The sequence below is a fragment of the Herbaspirillum robiniae genome (assembly GCF_002213415.1).
In the GTDB taxonomy this organism is placed as follows: domain Bacteria; phylum Pseudomonadota; class Gammaproteobacteria; order Burkholderiales; family Burkholderiaceae_D; genus Herbaspirillum; species Herbaspirillum robiniae.
In genome coordinates, this window is sequence record NZ_NJGU01000001.1 from 576,463 (window position 1) to 601,044 (window position 24,582).

Here is a 24,582-nt window from a genome sequence, read left to right on the forward strand (position 1 = left end):
TCGAATAATCTATCAGCCGCCGGGCCGGGTCAAGCAATCCAGCCTTGGAAATGAAACGGTTTTACCCCGCTATTGCGCCAAGTCAACCAAGCCCTGGCGTGCCATCCCTCAAACCTTTGAAATCCTCATCTGTCCTGCCCCGCGGGCCGATGCCGCCAAAACCGCACCACCCCGGGGCAGCGCCTGCGCCACCGGCGCTGCCGCCTGCGGCGCATGGCTGGACCGATAACCGACGCGGAAACCGCCCCAGTGCTTGCCGTTCACATAGATCGGCACTGACAGGTCATGCATCACTTCGCCGGTATCGCGTTTATAGGTTTGCAACAGGAAGGGCTTGGTATTGGAGCCGCAGCGCTTGCCGGTGCGGTCGGTGAAGATGCGCTTGGTGCGGTTGTTGACCAGGTCGACGTCGTAGTTGCCGGTCAGCGGCTGCGAGAATTTCTTGTTGTGGGTGGGGAAATAACCGTTGTTGTCCACCGCGCCGGCGTAGGCCAGTTGCGGCATGCGCTCCAGCAGCGCCTCCTGCACGGCCGGCAGCACGCGATCGGTGAAGGCGTCGAACGGGGTCGAATGCTTTTGCGGCGCGGTGTTGGGGATGGGCTTGTAGGTGCGGTCGAACAGGGCCTGCTCCGAAATGCGCCCGGCCTTGATCGACTCCTCGAACACCCGCCCCACTTCGCGCGCGCCCTCGGCCGCCGCAATCCTGATCGCATCGTGCGCGGTGCGCGCGCCGCTCTCGGCGATCGCTTCGAACACCACCTCGGCGCGTTCGGAGAGCACCATCGCCGAAGCCGCCACGCGCGGCAGCTCGGTATCGGTCTGCAGCATGCCGTTGCGAATCGCGGTGATCGACTCCGCGATGTTCTGGGTGGTCTGCACGTGTTCGCGCGAGGCCAGCGCGATCTCTTCGATCTGCTCCTGCGACTGGCTGGCCGAACGCTCGATGCTGTTGAGCAGACTATGCACCTTCTCCACGTTCTGCGCCGCCTCCAGCACCCGGCCGCTCAGTGCATGCATGCCCGACGCCGCGCGCTCGGCCTCCTCATTGATGGCGCGCACCATCACGCCGATGTCGTCGGTAGCTTCCTTGGTGCGCTGGGCCAGCTGGCGCACTTCGCCCGCCACCACCGCGAAGCCGCGCCCCTGCTCGCCGGCGCGGGCCGCCTCGATGGCGGCGTTGAGCGCCAGCAGGTTGGTGCGCGCGGCGATCTCGCTGATGACTTCGGTGATGCCGTGAATACGGCGCGACTTTTCCTGCAGCTGCTCCATCATGGTCGAGGCCGATAAGGCGTCGGTGCGCGCCTGGCCGATCTGCTGCAGCCCGCGGTCGACTTCCGCGCGGCCGCTGACGCTTTCGGAACGCACCTCGGAGGCGATCGCCGACGCGCGCTCGGCGTTGGCGGCGATCTGCTCGGTGGTGGCCGCGTTCTGCTCGGCGCTGGCGGCGATGCTGTTGGCCGAATCGACATCCTTGCCGATCTTGGTCTTGATGGAGTCGACGAAGAAGGAGGTTTCGGCCGCGCCGATCATGATGTGGTCGATCTCGTTGCCGACCTTGTCGACCAGTTGCGCGCCGGCGGGATTGGCGCGCCGCTGGAGCAGCGCAAAGCACACCAGCGCCGGCAATAGGGCGAGCACACCCTGCAACGGCGCGCCGATCACCCTCCCCGCACCGGCCGCCTCCAGCGCGAACGCCGCCGCGCCGCCGACCGCCAGCGCCGCCAGCCACCGCAACGCCGTCAAACCCCAAGCCCGCGCACCAGCGGCGGACGCTCCTGCCTTCAACTCTGCCATCGAATGTCTCCTTGCGGATATCCCGCTTGTCTGCGCCTGCTTCGAGGCAGGCATGGATGCGGACGCAAAGCGCCACATTCTCCGCATCCTAGAGCGCTTAGCTTACGCATAGCTTATAAAACGCACGGTTGTTCTAATACCAAGATTGCCTGTATTGCATGCCTGACGACGCTGAAACACCTTGCATGCGCCTCGCCCCTTCAGGCTATAATTCGCCACATATAGGATAGGGGGGTATGGTATGAGCCACATCACTGAACACAAAGACGCGCTGCTCAAGCGCGTACGCCGCATCGGCGGCCAGGTGCAGGCGCTCGAGCGCGCGCTGGACGACGACGCCGACTGCAGCAAGACCCTGCACCTGGCCGCCGCCATCCGCGGCGCGGTCAATGGATTGATGGATGAACTGATCGAAGCCCACGCGCGCGAACACGTCGCCCGCCCGGGCCTGTCCGACAAGGAGCGCAACCAGGGGCTGGACGAAGTCCTGGAAGCGATCCGCCGCTATTCGAAATGAACGGAGCCGACATGCAAACCCCTTCCCGATACACGCACGAACACGTCTACCTCGGCGCCGACCATGACCGCAATGCCCGCCGCACCCTGTGGGTGGTGGCGCTCACCGCCGTCATGATGGTCGCGGAAATCGTCGCCGGCTACCTGACCGGATCGATGGCCCTGCTGGCCGACGGCTTCCACATGGCCACGCACGCCGGCGCGCTGGCCATCGCCGCCGGCGCCTATGTGTTCGCGCGCCGTCATGCGCGAGACGCGCGTTTCAGCTTCGGCACCGGCAAGGTGGGCGACCTGGCCGGCTTCGCATCCGCCCTGGTGCTGGCGGTCGTGGCCATCGGCATCGGCGCCGAATCGGTCTGGCGACTGGCGAACCCGGCTGCCGTCGAGTTCGGCGAAGCCATCGTCATCGCGGTGATCGGCCTGATCGTCAATATCGTCAGCGCGCTGCTGCTGATGGACGGCCATCAGCACGGCCACGCCCACCACCACGCCGCCCACGGCGACACCCATGGGCATCACGACCATCACGCCCCCGGTCATGCGCACGAGCGCCACGAACACCACGAACACCACGAACACCATGAGCGCCACGGCCATCACGACCACCCCAGCCATCACGGTCACGACAACAACCTGCGCTCGGCCTACATGCACGTGCTGGCCGACGCACTCACCTCGGTGCTGGCCATCGCCGCCCTGGTCGCCGGCCTCTACCTGGGCTGGACCTGGCTGGACCCGATGATGGGCGTGGTCGGCGCCGTGGTGATCGCGCGCTGGTCCTATTCACTGCTGCGCGAAACCTCGTCGGTGCTGCTCGACGTCACCGACGAACAACTGGCCGACAAGATCCGTCACGCGCTGGACGACCAGGATGCCACCATCGACGACCTGCACGTCTGGCGCATCGGCCCGGCGGCGCGCGCGGCCATCGTCAGCGTCTCCACCTCCGCGCGCGTGAGCGAAGCGGCGCTGCGCGAGAAGCTGGCCGCCATCGCCGAACTCAAGCATCTGACGCTGGAGCACCGCATCGCCTGACGACGCCGCCACGCAAAAGAAAAGCGGCCCGCGGGCCGCTTTTCTTTTGGTGATACCGGACCGGCCGCTCAGCGCCAGCCGCGATGCCAGCCGTACTGCGGATGGTGCCATCCCCAGCCGTAGTGCTCGTGGTAAGCCCAGACGTAGCCCGGCCCCGGCGACACATAGGTCGGAGCGACATAGACCACGCCCGGCGGCGCCACATAGGCCGGACGCACGGTCGGCGGCGTGACCACGCAACCGCTCAAGGCAAAGGCGGCGGCGATGGCCGGAATCAATAAGAGGGATTTCATTTTTGCGCTCCTGATCTTGTTTGGCGAATGGCGGTACCGGATCGCTCCGGCATCCACGTTATGTCCCGTGGTGATCAGATAACGCGCGGCGCAGCGGGCCTGCGGACGTGAAATTGTGTGTTTGTGTAACGCCGCGGCGAGACGCAGCGACATGGAAGCGAATTGCAATTCCGTGGCCGGAAATGGAAAAGGGTTACAAGCAAATGCTTGTAACCCTTTGATTTTTTGGTCGGGACGGTGTGATTCGAACACACGACCCCTTGCACCCCATGCAAGTACGCTACCAGGCTGCGCTACGCCCCGACTGAGCCAGCAATTATAACAGGCAATATGTTTTTTGTTCAACAGTTTCTCAAAACCATTTAAATATTTTATTCCGGTCTTGAGAATCCGCGATGGCCGCCTCAGCCCAGTCGCCAGTTCGTGCGCGCACGCGCGGTCGAACGGATGATGTGCATCTCCTCTTCTTCCTCGTAGGCCTGGTAGCCCTGGGGCGTACGGCGGAACACTTCCTTGCCGGCGCGCGTGAGGTTGAAGGCGCCGCCCAGATTGGGAATGCCCAAGCCCTTGGAGACGATGCTGTTTACGATGCGGCCGGGGATGATGCGAAATTCGCCCTTGAATACGCTGTACATCCAGCGCAGCTCTTCGCCTGTCAGTTCGGGATTCATTTCAACTTCCTTCTTCCCATGAGAATACAGAGGAAATCCTATCACGAAAGATTTTGATTTTCCGTAAGGAAATACCTGAATCCCGGAAAAAACCCGGAAGCCCTTGGCAAGGCACAAACAAAACGTTGGAATTTGGTCGGGGTTTTGCCGCCCAGGCATGCCGGACCTGCAATTGCAGTCGCAGCCGACGGTGCGCGGCTCAGCCGCCGTTGCGGAAGAATTCGTCCATCAGGAAGCTCTGCAGCCCCTTGGTATCCGACAGCCGTGCGGACAGCACCACCACGCGGCCCAGGCGCTGGGAATCCCAGTTGAAGTCGCCCGAATAGTATTTGCGGATCAGCGCGATCATGCTGTCGACGATGGCCTTCTCGACATTGCCGCCGGGACCGGCGTCGACCTCGATCATCTGCTTCTGGCTGCGGCGCTGGTCGTTGGTCCAGCCGCGGAAGCTGTACTGCGCCACGCGCGGTCCCTTGCTGACGATCTCGAACACGCCGTTGGTGCCGCGTCCGCGGCGTTCCTGGAAGGCGATGTTGGCCTTGGCGATATCGTTGGCCGAGGGATTTTCCGCCGCGCGTGCCGCTGCATTCTCTTCAGCGGCGGACTGCTCCAGCGCCTGGCGGCGCTCGCGGTTGCGGTTGATCATGGAGCTGAAGTCCATCTCCGGGGCGGCCTGCGCCGACGGCGGCAGGTTGCCGTCAGGCGCGGCAGGCGCCGGTGCGCTGCGCGCGACTGCGGCGCTGCTCGGCGGCGGCGTGCTGCGCTTGGGCGCGGCCTTGGCCACGGGCTTCTTGGGCGGGGTCTTCTTCGGCGGAGCGGGCTCGGCCTTGGGGACATCGGGCTTGGGCGCCGGCGTGGGCGGCGTGATGAAGGTGACTTGCAGCGGCGCGTCGGGCTTGCCCTGGGTATCCAGCTTCGGCGGTTCGTTCAGCTTGGCGCGCAAGACCATGAACAGGCCCGCGTGGATCAGCACCGACAGCACGAGGCCGAGCACGGTGCGGCGCCGCGCTCTGGAAACGATGTCTGTACGGGTGAACGAACTGAAAAAACTCATACCTTGCGGCAGCGGATTCCTGACAGATTGCTGAATTCCGGCATGGCGCGAAACCGCGCCCCTTGAACGGGAACGGCGCCCAATGCGCCGTCAGCTTCCCATTATTCCGCCATTTTTCTGACGCGATATTTTAACGTTTTTTGGTCGCCTTTCAGCCCCATGGTTCCGCGTATTTTTGGCGATCGGCCGCTCAGCGCCAATGACCGCGGCCGCCCCAGCCGCCGCCATAGCCGAAATAGACCGACGGATAGGAGTAATAGGGATAGTACGCAGGCGCCTGGTAGGCCGGATAGGCCGGGCCGCCATAATAGGGATCGTACGGCACGGCCACGCAGCCGCCCAGCAGCAGGACGGCAGGCAGGGCCAGCAGCAACAGGTAAGGTTTCATGACGATGCTCCTCGGGCGCAAGGGCGCCAACTGCCGACTATGGCGCAGCGCCGCGCGCCCTGCCATCGTCCTTACCTTTTGTTACGCCCTGCTTGCACCGCGTTTTTCCCGGCGGCAAACCTGTACCCCACGTCTCTAGTGTTTATACCTGCGACGCAATAATCGGATAAGGCTCTGCTTATATAATGAGCCCGCAGCAGCACTGCGCTGCCATAAGAATATCCAGACAAGACCCCAGAGACTCCCGCAATCCGGACCGGCGCCGCGCCGGCCGCAACGATCCAAGCCCATGACCAACACATCTGCCCGTCCGCCCGTCGTCGTCGTCGCTCCCGACTCCTTCAAGGGTTCACTCACCGCTGAAGAAGTCGCCTCCGCCATCGGCGGCGGCATCCAGGCCGCCATTCCCGGCGCGCAGATACGCCTGCGCCCCATCGCCGACGGCGGCGAAGGCACGCTGGACGCATTGATGCACGCCGGCGGCGAGCGCCTGGCGATCTCCTGCCGCAACGCGGCCGGACAGTTCGTCGACGCTCCGGTCGGGATCCTGAAGGACGGCAGCGCGGTGATCGAGTCGGCCGCCATCGTCGGCCTGACCGACGCCGCGGGCACCTCGGTGCCGGTGGAACAGCGCAGCACCCTGGGCGTGGGCGACGCCATGCTCAAACTGCTGGACCGCGGCGCCCGCCATTTCCTGGTGGGCCTGGGCGGCAGCAGCACCAACGACGGCGGCGCGGGCCTGTTGGCGGCGCTGGGCGTGAAGTTCTTCGACGCCGCCGGCGAAACGGTGCCGCCCCGCCCGGCCGACCTGCACAAGGTGGCGCGCGTGGATGCCTCGGGCGTCGACGCACGCATCCGGGAGGCCAGGATTGTCGCCATGTCCGACGTCGACAACCCGCTGTGCGGCGAAGTCGGCGCCACCGCGATCTTCGGCCCGCAAAAAGGCGTGACGCCCGAGCAGGTGGCGCAGCTGGATCGCTCCCTGGGCCATTTCGCCGAAGTGCTGGAGCAGGCCATGGGACGCAGCGCCTCCGGCCAGCCCGGCGCGGGCGCGGCAGGCGGCCTCGGTTATGCGTTGCTGATGCTGGGCGCGGAGTTCCGCTCCGGCGCCGAGACCGTGGCCGACCACATCGGCCTGGACGACGCGCTGGCCGGCGCCGACTGGCTGATCACCGGCGAAGGCCGCAGCGATGCGCAGACCCTGCACGGCAAGGCGCCCTTCATCGCCAGCCAGCGCGCGCGCCGCGTGGGCGTGCCGACCACCCTGCTGTCCGGCGGCATCGACCGCAAGTCGCTGGACGAACTGCAGGGCAGCTTCTCGGGTTGCTTCTCCATCGTGTTCGGCCCCGGCAGCCTGCAGGACGCGATCGCCGGCGCGCCGGAACTGCTGCGCGCCAGCGCCGAGCAGATCGCGCGCCTGTGGCAGACGGCAGCTGCCGCGGGCAAATAAAACCCACGCCATCCACAGCCTGGGACTTGTTCACACAAACCGGGGACAGGCCTGTGGAGAAGCTGAGGAAAAGCCGCCCAAGTGCTTGATCGGAAAACGTTTTCTGAAAACGATGCAGCTGCGTGCAACGCAGCGATTCTGGCGCCGGGAACGCAGATCCCGCCCACGAAACAGGCCGCCGCGATGGCGGCCTGTTGATTTTTCGCCGCCGCCGCCGGCAGTTGCGCAGTTATCCCCAGAAAGTGGGGGCAAGACTGTGGAAAACCCTAGGAAGAAGCACTTAAGCCCTTGATGCAATTGGGCTTTTCATTTCTGTGCGCAGCGGGGGCACCGCCCCTGTCAACGACCGGTCACGCCCCGCCTGCATCCAGGCCGAACACCCCGGCCAGCAGTTCATAGGAGCGCAGGCGCGCGCGGTGGTCGTAGATGATGCTGACCGCCATGACCTCCGAAGCCTGGTAAGCGGCGGCGACCGCCTCGATCTCTTCACGCACGCGCTGCGGACTGCCGACGATGGCGCGCCGCCCCGGCGGCAGGCGATCGCTGGCCATGCCGTGCTGCTCGAAAAAGCGCAGCGCGGTTTCCACCGACGGGATCTTGTCCAGCCGCCGGCCGGTATGCATGTGGATCAGGCGCATCGCATAGCTGCTGGCCAGCAGCCTGGCCTCCTCGTCCGTGTCCGCGCAGATCACCTGCACCGCCACGCCGCTGTGCGGTTCGGCCAGCGCGTCCGAAGGCGTGAAGTCGCGATGGTAGTCCGCGCACACGCCCTCGCCGGCCGCCTGGATGAAATCGGCGAACATGTAAGGCAGGCCCAGTTGCGCGGCCCAGATGCCGCTCTGCGCGGAGGATCCGAGCAGCCATGTCTGCGGCGACTCCGGCCGCCCCGGCAGATCGGCCAGGCGCGCGAACGGATGATCGGCCGGCACGCGGTCCCACTGATAGGCCAGCAGCTCGTTGAGCTGGTCGAAGAAATCGTCGGGCATGCGCTGCCGGCGGTCGCGCTGCAGCGCCGACGCGGTCAGCGAATCGCTGCCCGGCGCGCGCCCCAGCCCGAGGTCGATGCGGCCGGGATACAGGCCGCTCAGCATGCCGAAGGACTCCGCCACCTTCAACGGGCTGTAATGCGGCAGCATCACGCCGCCGCTGCCCACGCGCAGCCGGCGCGTCGCCGCGGCGATCGGGCCGATCAGCACTTCGGGGGCGGTGCACGCCAGCGAGCTGCTGCCGTGGTGCTCCGCCACCCAGTAACGGTAAAACCCCAGCCGGTCCGCCAGCTGCGCGAGCTCCAGCACATTGCGCAGGGCTTGCGCGCTGCTGGTGCCTTCGGACACCGGCGCCTGGTCTAGTACGCTGATCTTCATCGCGGCTCCATCGACTCCATTCGTTGAATGCCCCGCACGGCTCCGGATCAGGCCGGCGGGCAAAGGATGCGACGATAGCAGCAAATGCAAAACGGCGTGCGGCCCCGGTTTTCCGCTCCCCAGGGCGGCCACGCAACAGGCCGGAAAATACCCGGCGGAAAGCCAAAGAATGCCCCACGGAAAATTCCGCAATCCCAATACCGGCGCGGCTTTGCGCAAGGTTTAAATTTTCGTAAAAGTGGCCTTTCCGCAGGCCCTTGCGATTGAACTGCACCGCCGCGCTCACTAGACTCAAACCCGGCACCACGCACCGCGGCAAATCTCGGATTTGCCTGTCATCGTGCGCGCGGCGAGCATCTGCCACGACAGCTTGCACAGAAACGCCGGCGTGCACCTCCCCTTCAACAGAAAAGGAAAACGACCATGAAGAAGTTCTTCGCAGGAGCCCTGCTTGCCGTTTCATTGCTTGCAGGAGGTGCCGCAACCGCGGCCACGACCACCACGGCCATCACCTTCAACAACAGCATCTCGGCCAACATCGGCAATACGCTGACTTCGTCCGGGACCTTCACCGACAACTACACCTTCACCTACTCCAGCGCCTTCGACGTGAGTTCGGCGATCATCTCGATCTCCTCGGGCTCCGGCTCGGGCCTGGACATCAGCAGCTTCACCCTGACCAACACCACCACCGGCCAGGTCTACACCGGCACCGCCAGCACCGCCTCGCTGCTGCAGACCTACACCATCACGGCCGGCAACCTCAGCTCGGGCAACTATGTGCTGACGGTTTCCGGCTCTTCCAGCGGCCTGGGCGGCAGCTATGGCGGCAACATCAACGTGGCTGCGGTGCCCGAGGCATCGACCACGGCGATGATGCTGGCCGGGCTGGTGGTGGTCGGCCTGATGGCGGCGCGCCGTCGGCGCGGCATGCGCAAGACGGCGGATTTTGCTGCGCCGGGATTAGCGGGGTTCGCGGCAGGATGAATGCATCTTCTCTGATGTGACACCACGTAAAAACGCCCGGCCTGTGCCGGGCGTTTTTCACTTCGGGCGTAAGCGCTGCCCTCACGCCGCCCTCAGGTGTTGGCGCGCCGGGCTCCCGGCGCCGTCACGGCCGGACGCGAGAACAGTCGCACCACGCTGCGGCCGAACTGGATGCCGTAGGTCTCCACCGTACGGAACAGGACCCAGGAAACCAGGTACACCGGCGGCATCACCAGCGCCAGGCAGATCAGGAAGCGCACCGGAGACGGCAGCGCCACATAAGCCTCGTACCGCGCCAGCGCGCCCGCTACCGGCAACAGGATCAGCAGGTGCAGCAGGTAGACGCAGTAGGATGTGTCGCCCAGGAAGCGCGCCACGCGACCCGACAGCAGCTTGCGCATCTCGCGCACCACGCGGCCGGACAGCCCGCTGCCCGGCAGGGTGCCGTTGTTCATCAGGTAGAACATGCCGACCACCATCAGCAGGCGGAACAGGCTCATCAAGTGCGGCTCGCCGGCCTGCATATGCCGTTGCATCAGCGCCCACAGCACGATGATGCCCACCGCCGACAACATCGAACGGGTCATCGGGCCTTCCTGCCTGGCGATGGCGACCCACATGCCGGCCATGAAGACGAAGAGCTTCATGAAGATCAGCGACGGCATCTCGAAGCGCTGGAAGTAAGTCGGCAGCAGCAGCCACGCCAGCGCGCAGATCGCCAGCGCCGCCACGCTGGCGCGGAATGCGCCGAAGCGGGAGAACGCCAGCATCAAAAACGGGAAGACCAGGTAGAACTGCATCTCCAAGCCGATCGACCAGTCAGGCAGCGCCGTACGGAACGCATAGTCGGGCAAGAATCCGAAGGCGAAACTCAGATGCGCCAGATAGTTGCCCACGCTGCCGTCGAGATAGCGATGCAGCGGCGTCATGGTCGACGGCCAGATCGCCGCGATCGACGAGCGGTCCTCGGCCAGCATGGCGCCCATGCCGATGGCCACGATCAGCAGCAGGTAGTAAAGCGGCGCGATGCGGAAGAAGCGCCGCAACCAGAACATGAAGAAAGTGCGCGGCTCGTCCCAGGGCTCGGCGCGCCGGCGCAGGAAGTAGTTGTGCGCCATCAGGAAACCGGAGAGCAGCATGAACAGGTCCACCGCGATGCCGCCCCAGGAGAGCACGGGAATGTCGCGCATGCCGCTCAGTATCTGCACATGCGAAGCCAGCACCCACATGGCCGCAATGCCGCGCAGGCCATCCAGCCATGGAAGATGGATCTGCCTGCCTGCGGGAATGGGGAAACCTTGATTCATGGCGCGTACCTTTCTGTCCGGTTGTCGAATCGAAAACGGCGCGCGCCAGGACGGTGCGGCGACATCGATTCGCGTTCTTTTATTGCTTCACAGACTCTCTTCGGAAGAGACAGGTTCCGCGCGTTTTTGTAACGTTTGTGCATGGCGCAAATCCAGTCTGCAAAAGGCTTACAGACGGATGACAAGGAGCCGGAAACGACGTATTTCTGTCGCCGTGCGGCGACATGATGAGCGGTAAAAAACGGAAGCTGAAATGCCGCCGCCGTCGCCGGCCGGCGACAAGGAAAGCCCGACGTCGAACGCGATTCAGCAGATGGGGACGTACGCCACGCCGTTGCCGGCGCAAATGAAAACAGCCGTCATTTCATCGCCGCAAGCGATGAAACAACGACTGCGAAAATGCCGACAGGAAGAGCTCAGCTCGTCACGGCAGAGGCGTACATCCGAAAGTGCATCGGTACGCCGCAAGCAAAAGATCAGGCCGGATGTTCAGCCGGCGCGCTCATGCGCGGCTTGCCCGGGATCCTGCGCATGAGCCAGGAGCGCACCGCATTCCATTCGCCGGCCTCGGGCTCGTGCTGCGACTTGAACTGCAGGTAGCGCCACAGCAACTGCCAGCCCTGCCGCGTGGTGGCCAGGCGGCGATAGTCGAGCTCGCGCTCGACTTCCGGCGAATGCTGGAAGCCGGCGCGCACGCTGGCGGCCATCTTCTCGAACTGCGCGGAAAAATCGCTCTGGCCGGCGACCTCGAACAGCAGGCCGCCATGGTTGCAGAACGGCGCCGGATCGAAATACGGCTGGCCGCTCTGCACCGCGAAGTTGCGCGCGAGGTATCGGGAGACGCGCAGCGACATGTCCATCTGCTCGTCGAAGCGACGGGCGCTGACGTTGTTGCCGTGCCAGCGGTACTGGATGAGCTGCTGGGGCACGTTGTTGCACTTTCCCTGGATCGCCAGCTGGCCGAAGAGGAAGTAGTCCTCCACCAGGTTCTTCACCGTCATCTGCTGCTCCTGCGGCAGCAGCTGCAGGAAGTCGTTGCCATAACGGATCCCCTGCCGGCGCATCTCGCCGAAGTCGAGCATGGCGGTCGGGTGCGCGATCGGGTTGCGGAAGAACGCCGCCGCGCCGACGCGTTGCCGGCCCACCGGCATCTTCATGTCGCCGGTGCGCTCGCCGTCGGCGTTGATGACCTCGGCCTGGCCGCCGATGGCCACGCAGCCGGGGCTGGCGGCGAACGCGGCCAGCGAAATCTCCATGCGCTGGGGATGGCAGATGTCGTCCGCGTCATGCCGCATCACATAGCGGCAGTCGCTGATCTCGATGCCCTTGTTGAGCAGGCCCGACAAGCCGTCCGCCTCCGGGAAGGAGTGCAGCTCGACGCGCGGATCACGCGCGTGATATTGCTCGGCCAGCTCGCGGCTGCCGTCGGTGGAGCCGTGGTCCAGCACCAGCAGCCGCCAATCCTGGAAGGATTGCGCGCACACGCTGTCGAGCGACTCGGCGAGGAAACTGATGCCATTCTTAACCGGCAGCAAGACGTCAATGGTGGCCATACGGGACTCCTGGAGACATTCGGATCATGGGGCGCACAGCAGTAGAGTCACTCGCCCTGGGCAAGTTTCCGCGCCAGCGCCTGCCAGCGCCAGGTGTCGGCGCACATCGCCTCCACGCCGCGCTGCGCGCTCCAGCCCAGCTCGTCCTGCGCGCGCGAGGTGGCGGCATAGCACATCGCGATATCGCCCGGCCGGCGGTCCACCAGCTGGTAAGGCAGGGTCTTGCCGCAGGCCTTCTCGAACGCGGCCAGCATTTCCAGCACGCTGTTGCCGCGGCCGGTGCCGAGGTTGTAGGTATAGACGCCCGGGCCGTCTTCCAGCTTGCGCAGGGTCTTCAGGTGTCCCAGCGCCAGGTCGACCACGTGGATGTAGTCGCGCACGCCGGTGCCGTCCACCGTCGGGTAGTCGCTGCCGTACACCGACAGCGAGGCGCGACGGCCGTCGGCCACCTGCGCGATGAACGGCAGCAGGTTGTTGGGGATGCCGCTGGGGTCTTCGCCGATCAGGCCGCTCTCGTGCGCGCCCACCGGATTGAAGTAGCGCAGCAGCGCGATGTGCCAGCCGGGATCGGCCACATGCAGGTCGCGCAGGATGTCTTCCACCATCAGCTTGCTGCGCCCGTAGGGATTGGTCGCCGACAGCGGGAAGTCTTCGGTGATCGGCACGCTGGCCGGGTCACCATATACCGTCGCCGACGAGCTGAAGACGATGTTCTTCACCCCATGGCGCGCCATCGCCTCGAACAGCACATTGCTGCCGTTGACGTTGTTGTCGTAGTAGCGCAGCGGCTGCGCCACCGATTCGCCGACCGCCTTCAGGCCGGCGAAGTGGATCACCGCGTGGATCGCGTGCTCGCTGAAGATGCGGTCGAGCACGGCGCGCTCGCGGATATCGCCCTCGACGAAGCGCGGCCTGCGCCCGGCGATCTGCTCGACGCGGCCGATCACGCTGGCGCGGCTGTTGCAGAGGTTGTCCAGCACCACCACGTCATAGCCGGCATTGATGAGCTCGACGCAGGTGTGGGATCCGATGTAGCCGGCGCCGCCGGTGACCAGGATGGTTTGGCTCGTCATGTTCAATCCTTGTTGAAGTCGATCTTGAGTTCGGGGACCTGCCTGGCGACGATGCGCGCCGGCGCGCCGACCGCGGTGGCGCCGGCCGGCACATCGTCCAGCACCACCGACAAGGCGCCGATGCGCGCGCCGTCGCCGACGTGGACCGCGCCCAGTACCTGCGCATAGGCGCCGAATTCGACGTCGTCGCCGATCACCGGAACGGCGCCGCCCTCGCGGCGGTTACCGATGGTGACGCCCTGGCGCAAGGTGCAGCCGGAGCCGATGACCACCTCGCCGTGCAGGAAGATGTTGCCGAAGTGCCAGATGCGCAGGCCCGGGCCTATCTGCGCGGTGCGCGGCAGGCTGATGCCGAAGGCGGTCTCCACCAAGCGGAAGGCGATCCAGTAAAGCGCGTTGAAGAGCTTTTTCTGCAGCCCGGGGGGACGGGCCTCGATCCGGCGGCCCCAACGGTAGACCCAGACGGCCCAGATCGACTGCTCCCTGAGAAAGGGGCGCCGCATGTTGTAACGCAACAAATCTGCTTCCCAGTCCGGATCTCTGCTCATTCGAATATTTCCTATCGGACATATGACGGGCCTCGTGGCCCATCTTCTTTTTTATGAATACAGTGAGCTCGGCAGCACAGGAAAAGTTCTACAGATGGGGAATTATTTTCGAGAAACGCTTCTCAAAGAGTCCGGTTTTATCTCGTCAATAAACGACTGTGCGCCGCAACAATATGATAGATTTGAAGCGCTGGCTAGAGGGTTCGACGAACCCTTCGCGAGAATTTTCCGGCCGGAAATTCCGCCATCCAGATCGTTTCATTTGAACGGCCACATTCGCACGAAAAAGCAGATTCCACGAGGGATTGCGCGCATTGCCGACCGGCGCCGCCGGGCCGGCCATGCATCGCGGTACGCATCCTTGCCCGCTGAAGTCACTACTACGCCAAACGCCGAATGTCATTCAAAGAAATCGTCAAATCCTCAGGCAAGACCCTCCTGACCACCGTCGGCGTCACCGCCATCGGCTTCTTCATCTCCGTCCTGACCGCGCGCATGCTCGGGCCCGAAGGACGCGGCCTGCTCTCCGGCGCCGTGCTGATCATCACCCTGTCGAGTTCGGTGGCGGCGTGCGGGCTGGCCTTCAGTTACATCTATCACCGCGGCGCCGGACAGCGCTTCCGGCAAAAGCGCTTCGTGTTCCTCTCGGCGCTGTTCATCGCCGTGCTGGCCGCGGCGCTGGCCTCGGGCGGCCTGCTGTTCAATCATGACCCGCAACTGCGCGAGCACATGCTGCTCATCACCGGCTTCGCGCTGGTGACGGCGCTGCAGAACTACCTGGTCAACCTGACCCAGATGCAGCCCAGCCTGTCCTTCCTCAACGTCACCCGCATCGCCGGCGTGTTCTTCAACCTGGCGGCGTTGCTGCTGCTGTACCTGGTGTTCCGCCCGGTCGACTTCGTCTACGTGCTCACCGGCCAGCTGGCCTGCGCGCTGCTGCTGATCGCGCTGTGCCTGAACTGGGCGCGCGGCTATGTGTTCCGCCCGCTGGACAACCCGCCGCCGGCGCCGCGCGAGGCCTCCAGCGGCCACCTGCTCAAGTACGCCTTCAACCAGCACGGCACGGTGCTGATCGGCCTGGCGCTGACCAACTTCGACAAGGTCTACCTGCTCAAGGTGGGCACCATCGTCGAGTTCGGCTACTACTCGCTGGCCTTCACCACCTCGCGCCTGATCGGCGTGCTGTTCGAGGCGATGAACACCGCGCTCTACTCGCGCTACGCGGGCAAGGATGAGAAGGAGCTGACCCACAGCATCAACATCGCCTTTCGCCTGACCTTCCTGCCGATGATGGCGCTGGCCGGCATCGGCGCCGTGCTGTCGCCGTGGCTGATCCAGCTGGTCTACGGTCCCAAGTTCGCGTCGATGACGCCGGCCTTCATCGTGCTGATGTTCGAGTGCGTGGTCTCTGGCGCCGGCTGGACCCTGGCCCAGCGCTTCAATGCGGCGGGCCGGCCCGGCCTGGTGCTGGTGCGCCAGCTCATTTCGGTGCTGCCGGTGGTCGCCCTGCTGCCCTTCCTGCCCAAGGAGAACATCTCGGTCTACCTGGCCCTGCTGATGCTGCTGGGCGCGGCGCTGCGCATGGCCATCACGCTGGCGATCTATCCCTATGTGCTGAAGGAACCGGTGCCGCGCCTGTTCCCCTCGCGCGCGGAAATTCAAAAAGGACTGTCAATGATCAAGGCGCGCCTGCAGGCGCGCCGCGTAGGCAAGGGAGAAGCGGTATGAACGGCATCCAGGCAGGCAGCCTGCCGCAACAGGATTTCACGGAAGACAAGACCATCATGCAAAAACACCAGGAAATCATGCTTGGCCTCAAGCAGCACCACACGGCGATCACCGCCCTGCTCAAGGGACGCCGCTTCCATTACATCGACATCCCGGTGCACGACAACATCGGCGACCTGCTCATCATGCTGGGCACGGTGCGCTTCTTCAAGGACAACGGCCTGTCGCCGGCGACGGTCTCCAACACTTATTACTTCGACCACCAGTGGGTACGGCCGGGCGATGTGCTGGTGTTCCACGGCGGCGGCAACTTCGGCGACATCTACGGCAGCATCCACGACCTGCGCGAGAAGCTGATCGCGGCCTTCCCCGACAACCGCATCGTGCTGATGCCGCAGACCCTGTTCTTCTCCTCGGTTGAGGCGCGCGCCAGGTCGGCGGCGACGATCTCGCGCCATCCCGACCTGCACCTGTTCGTGCGCGACACCGTCTCCGAAAAGCTGGCCTACGAATTCACCGACAAGGTCTACCTGGTGCCCGACATGGCGCACCATCTCTACCCGATCCGCCACAGCGGCGGCGCGGCACAGGGCAACGTGCGCATCCAGCGCGTGGACCCGGAGAAGCCCAAGACGCCGGAAAGCCTGCGCAGCCTGCCGATTCGCACCACCACCGACTGGGTCGACGTGATCGGCGACGAACGCCGCCTGATGACGCTGTTCGCCAAGCTCGAATGGCGCTTCGACCGCTACGGCTGGGACCGCGCGCTGACCAAGCTGGCGCTGTGGTTCTGGGTGCCGGTCTCGCGCCGCTTCATGGGCAAGGCCGTGAAACTGTTCGCCGACCACGAGACCATCGTCACCGACCGCCTGCACGGCCACATCCTGTCCTGCCTGATGGACAAGAAGAACATCGTGATCGACAACAGCTACGGCAAGAATTCCACCTACATGAACCAGTGGACCGCCGCCAGTCCGCTGACCACCCTGGTCAAGGAGTGAAGATGAAGATCGCCTACCTGATCCTTGCGCACAACAACCCCAGGCTGCTGACGCGGCTGGTGGACGAACTCTCCAGCGAACGCGCCAGTTTCTTCGTGCACATCGACAGCAAGGCCGACATCTCGATCTTCGGGGAGCTCAGGGCCAGGCCCGGGGTGCACTTCTGCCAGCAGCGCCGCAACGGGGCCTGGGCCGATTTCTCGCTGGTGCAGGCGACGCTGGACATGATGGAACTGGCGATGCGCCACGACCCGGGCTTCACGCGCGTGGTGCTGCTCAGCGGCGCCACCCTGCCGGTACAGCCGACCTGGTACATCGAAGATTTCTTCGCGGCGCGACCCGACGCCAATTTCATGGAATCCTTCCCCATGCCCAACGACCAGTACGGCAAGGGCATCGGCCGCCTGACGCACTACTGGCTGCGCCGCGCGCGTCCGCTGCTGCGCGTGAAATGGAAACTGCAGGATTGGATCAACAAGTACGCGCCGCTGCGCAATTACCAGGCCGCGCTGGGCGAGCTCAAGCCGATGGCGGGTTCCCAGTGGTGGGCCATCACCGGCCATGCCTGCGCCTACGTCCTCGCGTATGTACGCGAGCACCGGCGCTTCGTGCGCTTTTCGCACCATGTCGACTGCTCGGACGAATTCTTCTTCCAGACCATCATGGGCAACTCGCCGTTCGCGCCCACGCTGGCCCCGAGCATCACCTACACCAACTGGCGGCCGGGGCAGATGAGCCCCGATACGCTCAAGCAGTTCCACCTCGAGCATTTCGCGCAACCGCTGGTAATGAACTCGGCCAACCACAATTGCCCGCTGCCCGCGGGCGAAGTGCTGTTCGCCCGCAAGTTCGATGAAAACCCCTGGGAAGTGATCGAGGCGCTGTTCGCGACCAACCGGCGCAAGACGCGCATCGCGCAGGAAACCGAGGCCGCGCAGATGCCCATCGCCGCCAACAGCGCATGAGCACCCGGCGCGCCTGCCAATGAAAAAGGGAGGGCCGCGGCTCTCCCTTTTCAATTCACGCTCGGGTGCCGCGATCAGGCGCGCTTGTAGACGTCGTCGAAACGGACGATGTCGTCCTCGCCGAGATAGCTGCCGGATTGCACCTCGATCAGATGCAGCGGCAGCTTGCCGGGATTCTCGAGCCGGTGGGTGACGCCGATGGGCAGGTAGATCGACTCGTTCTCGCTCAGCAACGTCACTTCCTCGCCGCGCGTGACCAGCGCCGAACCGCTGACCACCACCCAGTGCTCGGCGCGGTGGTAATGCATCTGCAGCGACAGCTTCTCGCCCGGCTTGACGATGATGCGCTTGACCTGGAAGCGCTCGCCCGAATCGACGCTCTCGTAACTGCCCCAGGGACGGAACACGCGCTTGTGGTGGATATGCTCGCTGCGCTTGCTTTGCTTGAGCTTGTCGACCACGCCCTTGACGTCCTGCGCCTTGTCCTTGTGCGCCACCAGCACCGCGTCGTCGGTCTCCACAATGACCAGGTTCTCCACGCCCAGCACCGCCACCATGCGGCTCTCGGCGCGCACCAGCGAGTTGGATACGCCGTCCAGGTGAACGTCGCCGCGCACCACGTTGCCGTCGGCGTCGGCCGGCATCACTTCTTGCAAGGCGCTCCAGGAGCCGACGTCGCTCCAGCCGATGTCGGCCGGCACCACCACCGCGCGCTGGGTGTTTTCCATCACCGCATAGTCGATCGACTCCGAGGGCGACGAGGCGAACGCCGATTCATCCAGGCGGCAGAAATCCAGGTCGGTGTAGGCCTTGGAGACGGCCTCCTTGATGGCGGCGGCGATCAGCGGGCGATGGCGCTCCAGCTCGTCGAGATAGTCGCGGGCGCGGAACAGGAACATGCCGCTGTTCCAGTAGTAGCGGCCGTCGTCGAGGAATGCCTGGGCACGCTCCAGATCGGGTTTTTCGACGAACCGGTCGACCGAGAAATTGCCGGTCTGGCCATGCGCCTGGCCGCGCAGGATGTAGCCGTAGCCGGTTTCCGGCTTGGACGGCTGGATCCCGAACGTCACCAGCGCGCCCTGCTCGACCGAGGCCATGGCGCGTCGCACCGCCTCGTGGAAAGCGGCCCGGTCGGTGATCACGTGATCCGCCGGCAGCACCAGCATGACCGCCTCGGGATCCTGGCGCAGCAGCTGGAACGCCGCCGCCGCCACCGCCGGCGCCGTATTCTTGCCTTGCGGCTCGAGCATGATGGCGTGCGGGCGCACGTCCACTTCACGCATCTGCTCGGCGATCATGAAGCGATGATCGTTGCCGCACACCAACACCGGCGCCAGCGCTTCAGGCCAGGCGCACACGCGGGTAATGGTCTCCTGCAGCATGGTCTGGTCGCTCACCAGCGGCAGCAGCTGCTTCGGATAAGCCGCGCGCGACAAGGGCCACAGTCGCGTGCCGGAACCGCCGGAAAGGATTACGGGATGGATCTTCATGTCAGGCTCTCCTTGCTTCCTGGATCGCGGTGCGCGGCTTGAGCCGGCGGTCGCGCGCGTCGTTCCAGTGGGTATTCTGGTATTCGGAAATATGCTTCATCTCACCGTCCCGCGTGACGCTGTAGGCGCCGCAGACCACGGTCTCTTCTATACGGGTGTCGGCCGCAACCCGAGTGTACTCGAACAGCACGCTGCGAACCAGTTGGGCGCCGCTGCAGACATGGCTCCCATGGCCGATCCATGCCGGTCCGATGATGGTGGCGCCGGCCTCGATATGGCTGCCGGCGCCGATGTAGACCGGCCCTTCGATGACCGTTCCCTCCCACTCGATGCGGGTGTTCAGGCCGACCCAGACGCCCTCCCTGATCTCGCTGCCGGGCACGTACATCTGCGCCACCTCGCCCTTGAGCACGCTTTGCAGCACGGACCAGAAATCGGTCACGTTGCCGATATCGATCCAGTTGAAGAAGCGCTTCTGTGCGTAGAAGGGAACGCCCTGCTCCACCAGCAGCGGGAACAGGTCCGACCCGATGTCGAAGAAGACATCCTTGGGAATCAGGTCCAGCGCCGCCGGCTCGACGATGTAGATGCCGGTGCTGGCCAGGTTGGACAAGGCGTCCTGCTGGTCGGGCTTTTCCTGGAAGGACTTCACCCGCCCCTCCTCGTCGGCCACCACGATGCCGTAGCTCGACACCTGGTCCATCGGCACTTCCTTGGTGATCACGCTCACCAGGGCGCCCTTGCGGCGGTGCTCGAAGAGCGCCGAACTGAGGTCGAGGTCGATCAGGGCATCGCCGCAGATCACCAGGGTGGTGTCGTCGAAGAATCCGCCGAACTCCTGGATCTTCTTCATGCCGCCGGCCGAGCCGATGGGATTGGGGAAGACCGTGCCTTCGTCGTTGACGTAGCCTTCGAACGAATAGCCGATGCGCGCGCCGAAGCGCTCGCCTTCGCCGAAATAGCGCTCGATGCGCTCATGCAGATAGCTGACGTTGACCATGATGTCGCGCACGCCATATTTGACGAGGTGCTCGACCAGATACTCCATCACCGGCTTGCCGAGGATGGGGATCATCGGCTTGGGAAGCTCGTAGGTGAGCGGCCGCACCCGGGTGCCCTTGCCCGCTGCCAGAATCATTGCTTTCATCGGTACCTCGACGTGGTTTGTGGATGGACAAAATCAAGCCAGTTGACCGGATGCCTGTATTTTTTTATCGGCTGCCCGGGCGGGCATGTCTCCTCCTGATCTGGTTCATCCGCTACGCCCGCGGCTGCAGCAGGTACTCGGCGCAATGCAGCCGGAACTGCCGGCGCAGCGCTTCATCGGGATTGATGATGGCCCACGGGCGGCCCTTGGCCACGCAATCGCCATACAAGAGCATCAGCGACGCCAGCGCCGCGCTGTCGATGTGGCGCAATTTTCCGCAATCCACCACGACCGGCTCGTCGGCGCCGGCCGCCTGCTCCAGCAGCGGCCGCAGGCGCGCGATGTTGGGCGCGCCCAGCGCGCCGGCCAGCAGCAGTTCGCAATCGCCGCGATCGCGGCGGCATGCCAGCTCGGCCTGCTCGAATTCGGCCGCGGCCGGACGGCGCCGCGCCTCCAGTGCGCACGGGATCACGCGCGTGGCCAAGAGCGTCAGCAAGGCCACGCCGTCATCCCAATAGCGGCGCCACAGCTTGGGTTCTTCCTTGATCCGCCACAGCCATTCGAGGCCGGTCTTCTGCGCCCACACCGGCGCGCGCGACACCGTGCCGGCGACGAAATTGACGACCGCGCCCAGATGGCTCACCAGCGGCGTACGCAGGTCGGCCAGGTTGTGCTGGATCCAGGCCTGCCCCTTCTTCGCACCCAGCGCGACCACCAGGAAATCGGCGCCGCTGTCGTTGATGCGAGCGATGGTGGCGGCGTCGCTCATCTGCTCGATGCTGCCGAAACCGGGCGAGTCGTAGCCCACGCTGCGCATGGCCGAGGTCTCGGCATTGAGCCGCTCGGCGGCCGCCTCGGCCACGCCCGGCGGGCCGCCGAAGAAATACACGCGCAGTTGCGCCGCGCCCGTGCGCGCCGTGCGCAAGGCCTGGAACAGGCTCGACCCCGCCACCCGCTCCTTGATGGGCAGGCCGGTCGCCTTGGCGATCCACACCAGCGGCATGCCGTCGGCAATGGACAGGTCGCTCTGGATCACGGAATTCCTGAAGGCCGCGTCGTCCATGCAGGCCACCGCGAAATTCAGGTTCGGCGTGGACAGGAAGCAGCGGCGCTTCTGCGCGGCGGCGTCGCGCATGAGCGCGGCGGCCTCTTCCAGGCTGACGCGATCGAAGGGCAAGCCGAGGATGCAGTACACCTCGCGGCTGAAATCAGGCCGCGCCAGCGCCGCCGGCCGTGCCTGCTGCAGCTTCGGTTCTGCCGGCGAGGCCTCGTATTGAGCGCCGAATCCGGCGCTGAGCTGAGCATTATTCAGAGTCACGTTTTGACCTCACCCATTCGACCTGGCGGTTGAAGACGAATTTGAAATAAAGCGGCAATTTGCGCGCCACGTAAGCGAATGCGGAAAACAGCTCGCCCAGGCTCAGCACCTGGCGCGCAAAGCCCGACCATGCCAGCAGCACCGACACGACGATGCTCAGCAACAGCACGCTGGCCAGCGCCAGCGGCCAGGCCCAGGAGAACAGCAGGTAGCCCGCCGCCGACACGCCCCAGGCCGCGACCGACAGCGCCACCAGCAGCGCCAGCGGCGGCACGCACAGGTCCAGCGCCAGCCCGGCCAGCGCGCTGCTGCCGGTCTTGAACGCACCGCCCAGCAGGCGCGGCACGTAAGTCATCAGCACGCTCAGGTGGCCGTGCTCCCAGCGGGTGCGCTGGGTCTGCGCGCCGCTGTCGCTGGTGGGGAAGAAGCTGTACACCATGGCCTCCGGACAGAACAACGGCGCCTGCCCCGCTTCGGCCAGGTCCACGCCCAGCTTCATGTCTTCGACGATGTGGCCGGTGGCCAGCTCGGCCTGGCTGATCTGCGCCCAGGTGAACGCCATGCCGGTGCCCATCAGCTGGCACGGCAAGCCCATCTTCTGGAAGCCCAGCGCTCGCACATGGTTCTTCACCACCCAGGCGAACTCGGCGATGCGTCGCATCGGGCCGGTGTTCTCCGGGGCATGCATCAGGTACAGCGCCTGCACCGGGCGGCCGCTGAGCTCGCAGGCGCGCGCGATGCGCTCCAGCGCGCCCTTGCCCAGCAGGCAGTCGGCGTCGACGATGATCAGCACCTCCGGAGGCTGCTGGGCCAGATGGCGGATGCCATGGTCCAGCGCATAGCCCTTGCCGCGCAGGCTGTCGTGAAAACGTTCCGTGACTTCGGCGCCGGCGCCGCGCGCCAGCACGGCAGTGGCGTCGGAGCAGTTGTCGGCCACCACCAGCAGGCGGTCGCCGGGCTGCAGCTGTTCGCGTATGCCGCGCACCACTTCGGTGATGCCGGCGGCTTCGTTGTGGGCCGGCACCAGCACCGCAATGCGCGGCCTGCGCTCGGCCGCCGGCGACGGCAAGGTCTTTGCGTAACGGGCCGCCATCACCTGCGACAGCAGCACCAGGACCGGAACGGCCAGCAGCAACAAGGCCAGCAGCAAGAGATATTGAATTGCAAGGATCATCATCGAACTTTCTCTGTCTCACGCCTTGACGGCACCTTTCGAAGCCCGACGGGAACTACGGCGACTGCGTCGCCTCCACCGAACCTGCGGCAGCCGCGCAGCATCATTTTTTGAGAGCTCATCATCGAAAAGATTCCATCCGATAGACAGGCCAGGTAAAAAAGGACACGCGCCGCGGCTGGAGCCGACGCCGCATCGCCGCTATACTTTTCAGCAGAGTTGCGGGATCGCTCCAGACAATACGAACACCAAACCGCTTCACCTCCTCATCCCTACTTCCACCACCAAGGAGCATCGATGCAACCACTACCACGCGCGCTTCGCCTACTTCCGGCCGTCGCGCTGCTCGGATCCGTCTGGTCCGGCACGGCCGCAGCGGACGACTGGGGCACCTACCTCAAGCCCTTCTCCGCCGACTCGCTGTGGAACAGTCGCCCGGTCAACCCGACCTTCGGCGACGACGTGATCCCGACCTCCAGCTACTTCCCGGCCATCACCGCCAACGCCTACTCCACCGGCATGTTCCTGGCGTCGCCGCAAGACCCGGCGGTGACCGTGACCGGGGCCTCCGGCAGCAAGGGCCTGTTCAACACCGACGACGAGAACTACCACGACGTCACCATTCCGCACTGGCCCGCCGCGGCCAAGCCGGCGCCGGGGTCCGACGGCCACGCCGACATCGTCGATCCGGTCAACAACATCATCCATTCCTTCTGGCAGCTCAAGCAGCAAGGCACGCAATGGACCGCCGCGCAGTACTCCTGGACCCGCCTGAACGGCCGCGGCTGGCCGGAGCCTGGCCACTACTACCAGGGCGCGCGCGCCACCGGCGTGCCGGCCTCGGGCGGCCTGATCCGCATCCATGAGGTGGCGGCCAAGCCGGACTTCTATTCGCACGCGCTGGCGATGTCGCTGACCTTCAACGGCCTGTCCGCCAATCCCACCTATGTGTTCCCGGCCACCTCGGCCGATACCAACGCCGCCAAGCTCAACAGCGGCAAATTCCCGGAAGGCGCGCTGGTGATGCTGCCGGCATCGTTCGACACCAGCAAGCTCACCGATCCCGAACTGCGCCGCATCGCCGAGACCCTCAAGCGCTACGGCGCCTACATCGTCGACGCCAACACCGGCACGCCGTTTGTCATCTACGTCGAGATCGGCGCTTCCTACAACCTGCATCCGAACGGCTGGAACAACACCGTGGCCAGCGAGCTCCAGGTCATCCGCGCCGGCCTGCGCCGCGTGACCGGCGCCTCCGGCTGGGTGGACGGCAACGGCAAGAACTTCACGCCGACCCAGAACCTCAATCTGCTGTCCATGCGCGGCAACTGGACCCAGCAATCCGGCAGCACCCTGGGCAAGTACAGCTCGTGGGACCAGGCGGTGGTGTTTCCTTCCACCAGCTCGGTCTCCGAGGTGGTCAACTACAGCAACCGCGGCATGAACGCCGTGACCTGGGCCAAGCCGGTCATGGGCGCGACCTACAAGATCACCGCCCGCACCACCGGCGGCGGCAAGCTGCGCTTCTCGGTCTACGACCAGGCCGCCGGCAAGATGACGGTCGACACCGGCTATCTCGACAACGGCCAGAGCAAGACCTTCACCTGGACCGCCACCACGCCCGCGCTGGCGCTCTACGCCAGGAGCGGCACCGGCCAGGCGTCCAGCGTCGGCGGCGAACTGCTCAAGGCCGACTGAGCGCGCCCTTCCTCACCTTCAAGCCCCG

22 protein-coding genes and 1 tRNA gene are annotated in these 24,582 nt (G+C 65.2%); 8 read left to right on the forward strand and 15 right to left on the reverse strand.

What is annotated here, in order from left to right; translation table 11 throughout:
• Positions 1-108: 108 nt before the first annotated feature.
• Positions 109-1,794, reverse strand: a complete 1,686-nt coding sequence (locus tag CEJ42_RS02465) for a methyl-accepting chemotaxis protein (protein WP_207760375.1) — start codon at positions 1,792-1,794, stop codon at positions 109-111.
• A gap of 241 nt (positions 1,795-2,035) precedes the next feature.
• On the opposite strand from CEJ42_RS02465, the gene CEJ42_RS02470 reads away from it, so the two are divergent.
• Positions 2,036-2,311, forward strand: coding sequence for a metal/formaldehyde-sensitive transcriptional repressor (locus tag CEJ42_RS02470; protein ID WP_079215274.1), 276 nt, complete (start codon positions 2,036-2,038; stop codon positions 2,309-2,311).
• A gap of 11 nt (positions 2,312-2,322) precedes the next feature.
• Positions 2,323-3,345, forward strand: coding sequence for a CDF family Co(II)/Ni(II) efflux transporter DmeF (gene dmeF, locus CEJ42_RS02475; protein ID WP_088750207.1), 1,023 nt, complete (start codon positions 2,323-2,325; stop codon positions 3,343-3,345).
• A 68-nt stretch (positions 3,346-3,413) separates the two neighbouring features.
• Here the strand turns inward: dmeF and CEJ42_RS02480 are convergent, their stop codons facing one another.
• The 5 genes from CEJ42_RS02480 to CEJ42_RS02500 form a co-directional block, all read right to left on the reverse strand.
• Positions 3,414-3,638: a hypothetical protein gene (locus tag CEJ42_RS02480; protein WP_079215276.1), complete on the reverse strand. Its 225-nt coding sequence runs from the start codon at positions 3,636-3,638 to the stop codon at positions 3,414-3,416.
• A gap of 226 nt (positions 3,639-3,864) precedes the next feature.
• Positions 3,865-3,941, reverse strand: a tRNA-Pro gene (locus CEJ42_RS02485).
• Positions 3,942-4,042: 101 nt separating this feature from the next.
• Positions 4,043-4,309: a hypothetical protein gene (locus CEJ42_RS02490; RefSeq protein WP_079215278.1), complete on the reverse strand. Its 267-nt coding sequence runs from the start codon at positions 4,307-4,309 to the stop codon at positions 4,043-4,045.
• Between the two features lie 199 nt (positions 4,310-4,508).
• Positions 4,509-5,303, reverse strand: a complete 795-nt coding sequence (locus tag CEJ42_RS02495) for a hypothetical protein (protein ID WP_237772499.1) — start codon at positions 5,301-5,303, stop codon at positions 4,509-4,511.
• Between the two features lie 250 nt (positions 5,304-5,553).
• On the reverse strand, positions 5,554-5,751 hold the full coding sequence (locus CEJ42_RS02500; RefSeq protein ID WP_079215279.1) for a hypothetical protein: 198 nt from the start codon (positions 5,749-5,751) through the stop codon (positions 5,554-5,556).
• A gap of 289 nt (positions 5,752-6,040) precedes the next feature.
• Between CEJ42_RS02500 and CEJ42_RS02505 the strand changes: the two genes are divergently transcribed.
• Entirely contained in the window at positions 6,041-7,201 is a 1,161-nt protein-coding gene (locus CEJ42_RS02505; RefSeq protein WP_088749925.1) for a glycerate kinase, read from the forward strand.
• A gap of 350 nt (positions 7,202-7,551) precedes the next feature.
• On the opposite strand, the gene CEJ42_RS02510 is transcribed toward CEJ42_RS02505, so the two are convergent.
• Positions 7,552-8,565, reverse strand: coding sequence for an LLM class flavin-dependent oxidoreductase (locus tag CEJ42_RS02510; RefSeq protein ID WP_088749926.1), 1,014 nt, complete (start codon positions 8,563-8,565; stop codon positions 7,552-7,554).
• Between the two features lie 423 nt (positions 8,566-8,988).
• Between CEJ42_RS02510 and CEJ42_RS02515 the strand changes: the two genes are divergently transcribed.
• Positions 8,989-9,552, forward strand: a complete 564-nt coding sequence (locus CEJ42_RS02515; RefSeq protein WP_088749927.1) for an FxDxF family PEP-CTERM protein — start codon at positions 8,989-8,991, stop codon at positions 9,550-9,552.
• Between the two features lie 92 nt (positions 9,553-9,644).
• Here the strand turns inward: CEJ42_RS02515 and CEJ42_RS02520 are convergent, their stop codons facing one another.
• From CEJ42_RS02520 to CEJ42_RS02535, 4 genes are all read right to left on the reverse strand, one after another.
• Positions 9,645-10,859, reverse strand: coding sequence for an acyltransferase family protein (locus CEJ42_RS02520; protein WP_088749928.1), 1,215 nt, complete (start codon positions 10,857-10,859; stop codon positions 9,645-9,647).
• Between the two features lie 476 nt (positions 10,860-11,335).
• Positions 11,336-12,412: a glycosyltransferase family A protein gene (locus tag CEJ42_RS02525; protein ID WP_079215284.1), complete on the reverse strand. Its 1,077-nt coding sequence runs from the start codon at positions 12,410-12,412 to the stop codon at positions 11,336-11,338.
• A gap of 47 nt (positions 12,413-12,459) precedes the next feature.
• Positions 12,460-13,485, reverse strand: coding sequence for a UDP-glucose 4-epimerase GalE (gene galE / locus CEJ42_RS02530; protein WP_088749929.1), 1,026 nt, complete (start codon positions 13,483-13,485; stop codon positions 12,460-12,462).
• A 2-nt stretch (positions 13,486-13,487) separates the two neighbouring features.
• Positions 13,488-14,033, reverse strand: coding sequence for a serine O-acetyltransferase (locus tag CEJ42_RS02535; RefSeq protein ID WP_088749930.1), 546 nt, complete (start codon positions 14,031-14,033; stop codon positions 13,488-13,490).
• Positions 14,034-14,429: 396 nt separating this feature from the next.
• Between CEJ42_RS02535 and CEJ42_RS02540 the strand changes: the two genes are divergently transcribed.
• The 3 genes from CEJ42_RS02540 to CEJ42_RS02550 are packed head-to-tail and all read left to right on the forward strand — an operon-like array spanning position 14,430 to position 17,727.
• The gene (locus tag CEJ42_RS02540) at positions 14,430-15,761 is read left to right on the forward strand and encodes a lipopolysaccharide biosynthesis protein (RefSeq protein WP_079215287.1); all 1,332 of its coding nucleotides are present in this window, start codon (positions 14,430-14,432) and stop codon (positions 15,759-15,761) included.
• Positions 15,758-16,762, forward strand: a complete 1,005-nt coding sequence (locus CEJ42_RS02545; RefSeq protein ID WP_088749931.1) for a polysaccharide pyruvyl transferase family protein — start codon at positions 15,758-15,760, stop codon at positions 16,760-16,762. Before CEJ42_RS02540 ends, CEJ42_RS02545 begins: the two co-directional genes overlap by 4 nt.
• Before the next feature lie 2 nt (positions 16,763-16,764).
• On the forward strand, positions 16,765-17,727 hold the full coding sequence (locus CEJ42_RS02550) for a beta-1,6-N-acetylglucosaminyltransferase (RefSeq protein WP_088749932.1): 963 nt from the start codon (positions 16,765-16,767) through the stop codon (positions 17,725-17,727).
• Between the two features lie 74 nt (positions 17,728-17,801).
• On the opposite strand, the gene CEJ42_RS02555 is transcribed toward CEJ42_RS02550, so the two are convergent.
• The 4 genes from CEJ42_RS02555 to CEJ42_RS02570 all read right to left on the reverse strand — a co-directional run bounded on the left by CEJ42_RS02555 (position 17,802) and on the right by CEJ42_RS02570 (position 22,859).
• The gene (locus CEJ42_RS02555; RefSeq protein WP_088749933.1) at positions 17,802-19,217 is read right to left on the reverse strand and encodes a mannose-1-phosphate guanylyltransferase/mannose-6-phosphate isomerase; all 1,416 of its coding nucleotides are present in this window, start codon (positions 19,215-19,217) and stop codon (positions 17,802-17,804) included.
• A gap of 1 nt (position 19,218) precedes the next feature.
• Positions 19,219-20,355 carry a nucleotidyltransferase family protein gene (locus tag CEJ42_RS02560; protein WP_079215291.1) on the reverse strand — a complete coding sequence of 379 codons (1,137 nt, stop codon included), beginning with the start codon at positions 20,353-20,355 and terminating at the stop codon, positions 19,219-19,221.
• Between the two features lie 121 nt (positions 20,356-20,476).
• The gene (locus CEJ42_RS02565; protein ID WP_243397758.1) at positions 20,477-21,682 is read right to left on the reverse strand and encodes a WecB/TagA/CpsF family glycosyltransferase; all 1,206 of its coding nucleotides are present in this window, start codon (positions 21,680-21,682) and stop codon (positions 20,477-20,479) included.
• Entirely contained in the window at positions 21,669-22,859 is a 1,191-nt protein-coding gene (locus tag CEJ42_RS02570) for a glycosyltransferase family 2 protein (RefSeq protein ID WP_088749934.1), read from the reverse strand. The genes CEJ42_RS02565 and CEJ42_RS02570 overlap by 14 nt, the downstream gene beginning before the upstream one ends.
• A gap of 294 nt (positions 22,860-23,153) precedes the next feature.
• Between CEJ42_RS02570 and CEJ42_RS02575 the strand changes: the two genes are divergently transcribed.
• Complete coding sequence (locus CEJ42_RS02575) at positions 23,154-24,554, forward strand: Atrophin-1 multi-domain protein (protein ID WP_243397759.1); 1,401 nt, start codon at positions 23,154-23,156, stop codon at positions 24,552-24,554.
• Positions 24,555-24,582 lie beyond the last annotated feature (28 nt).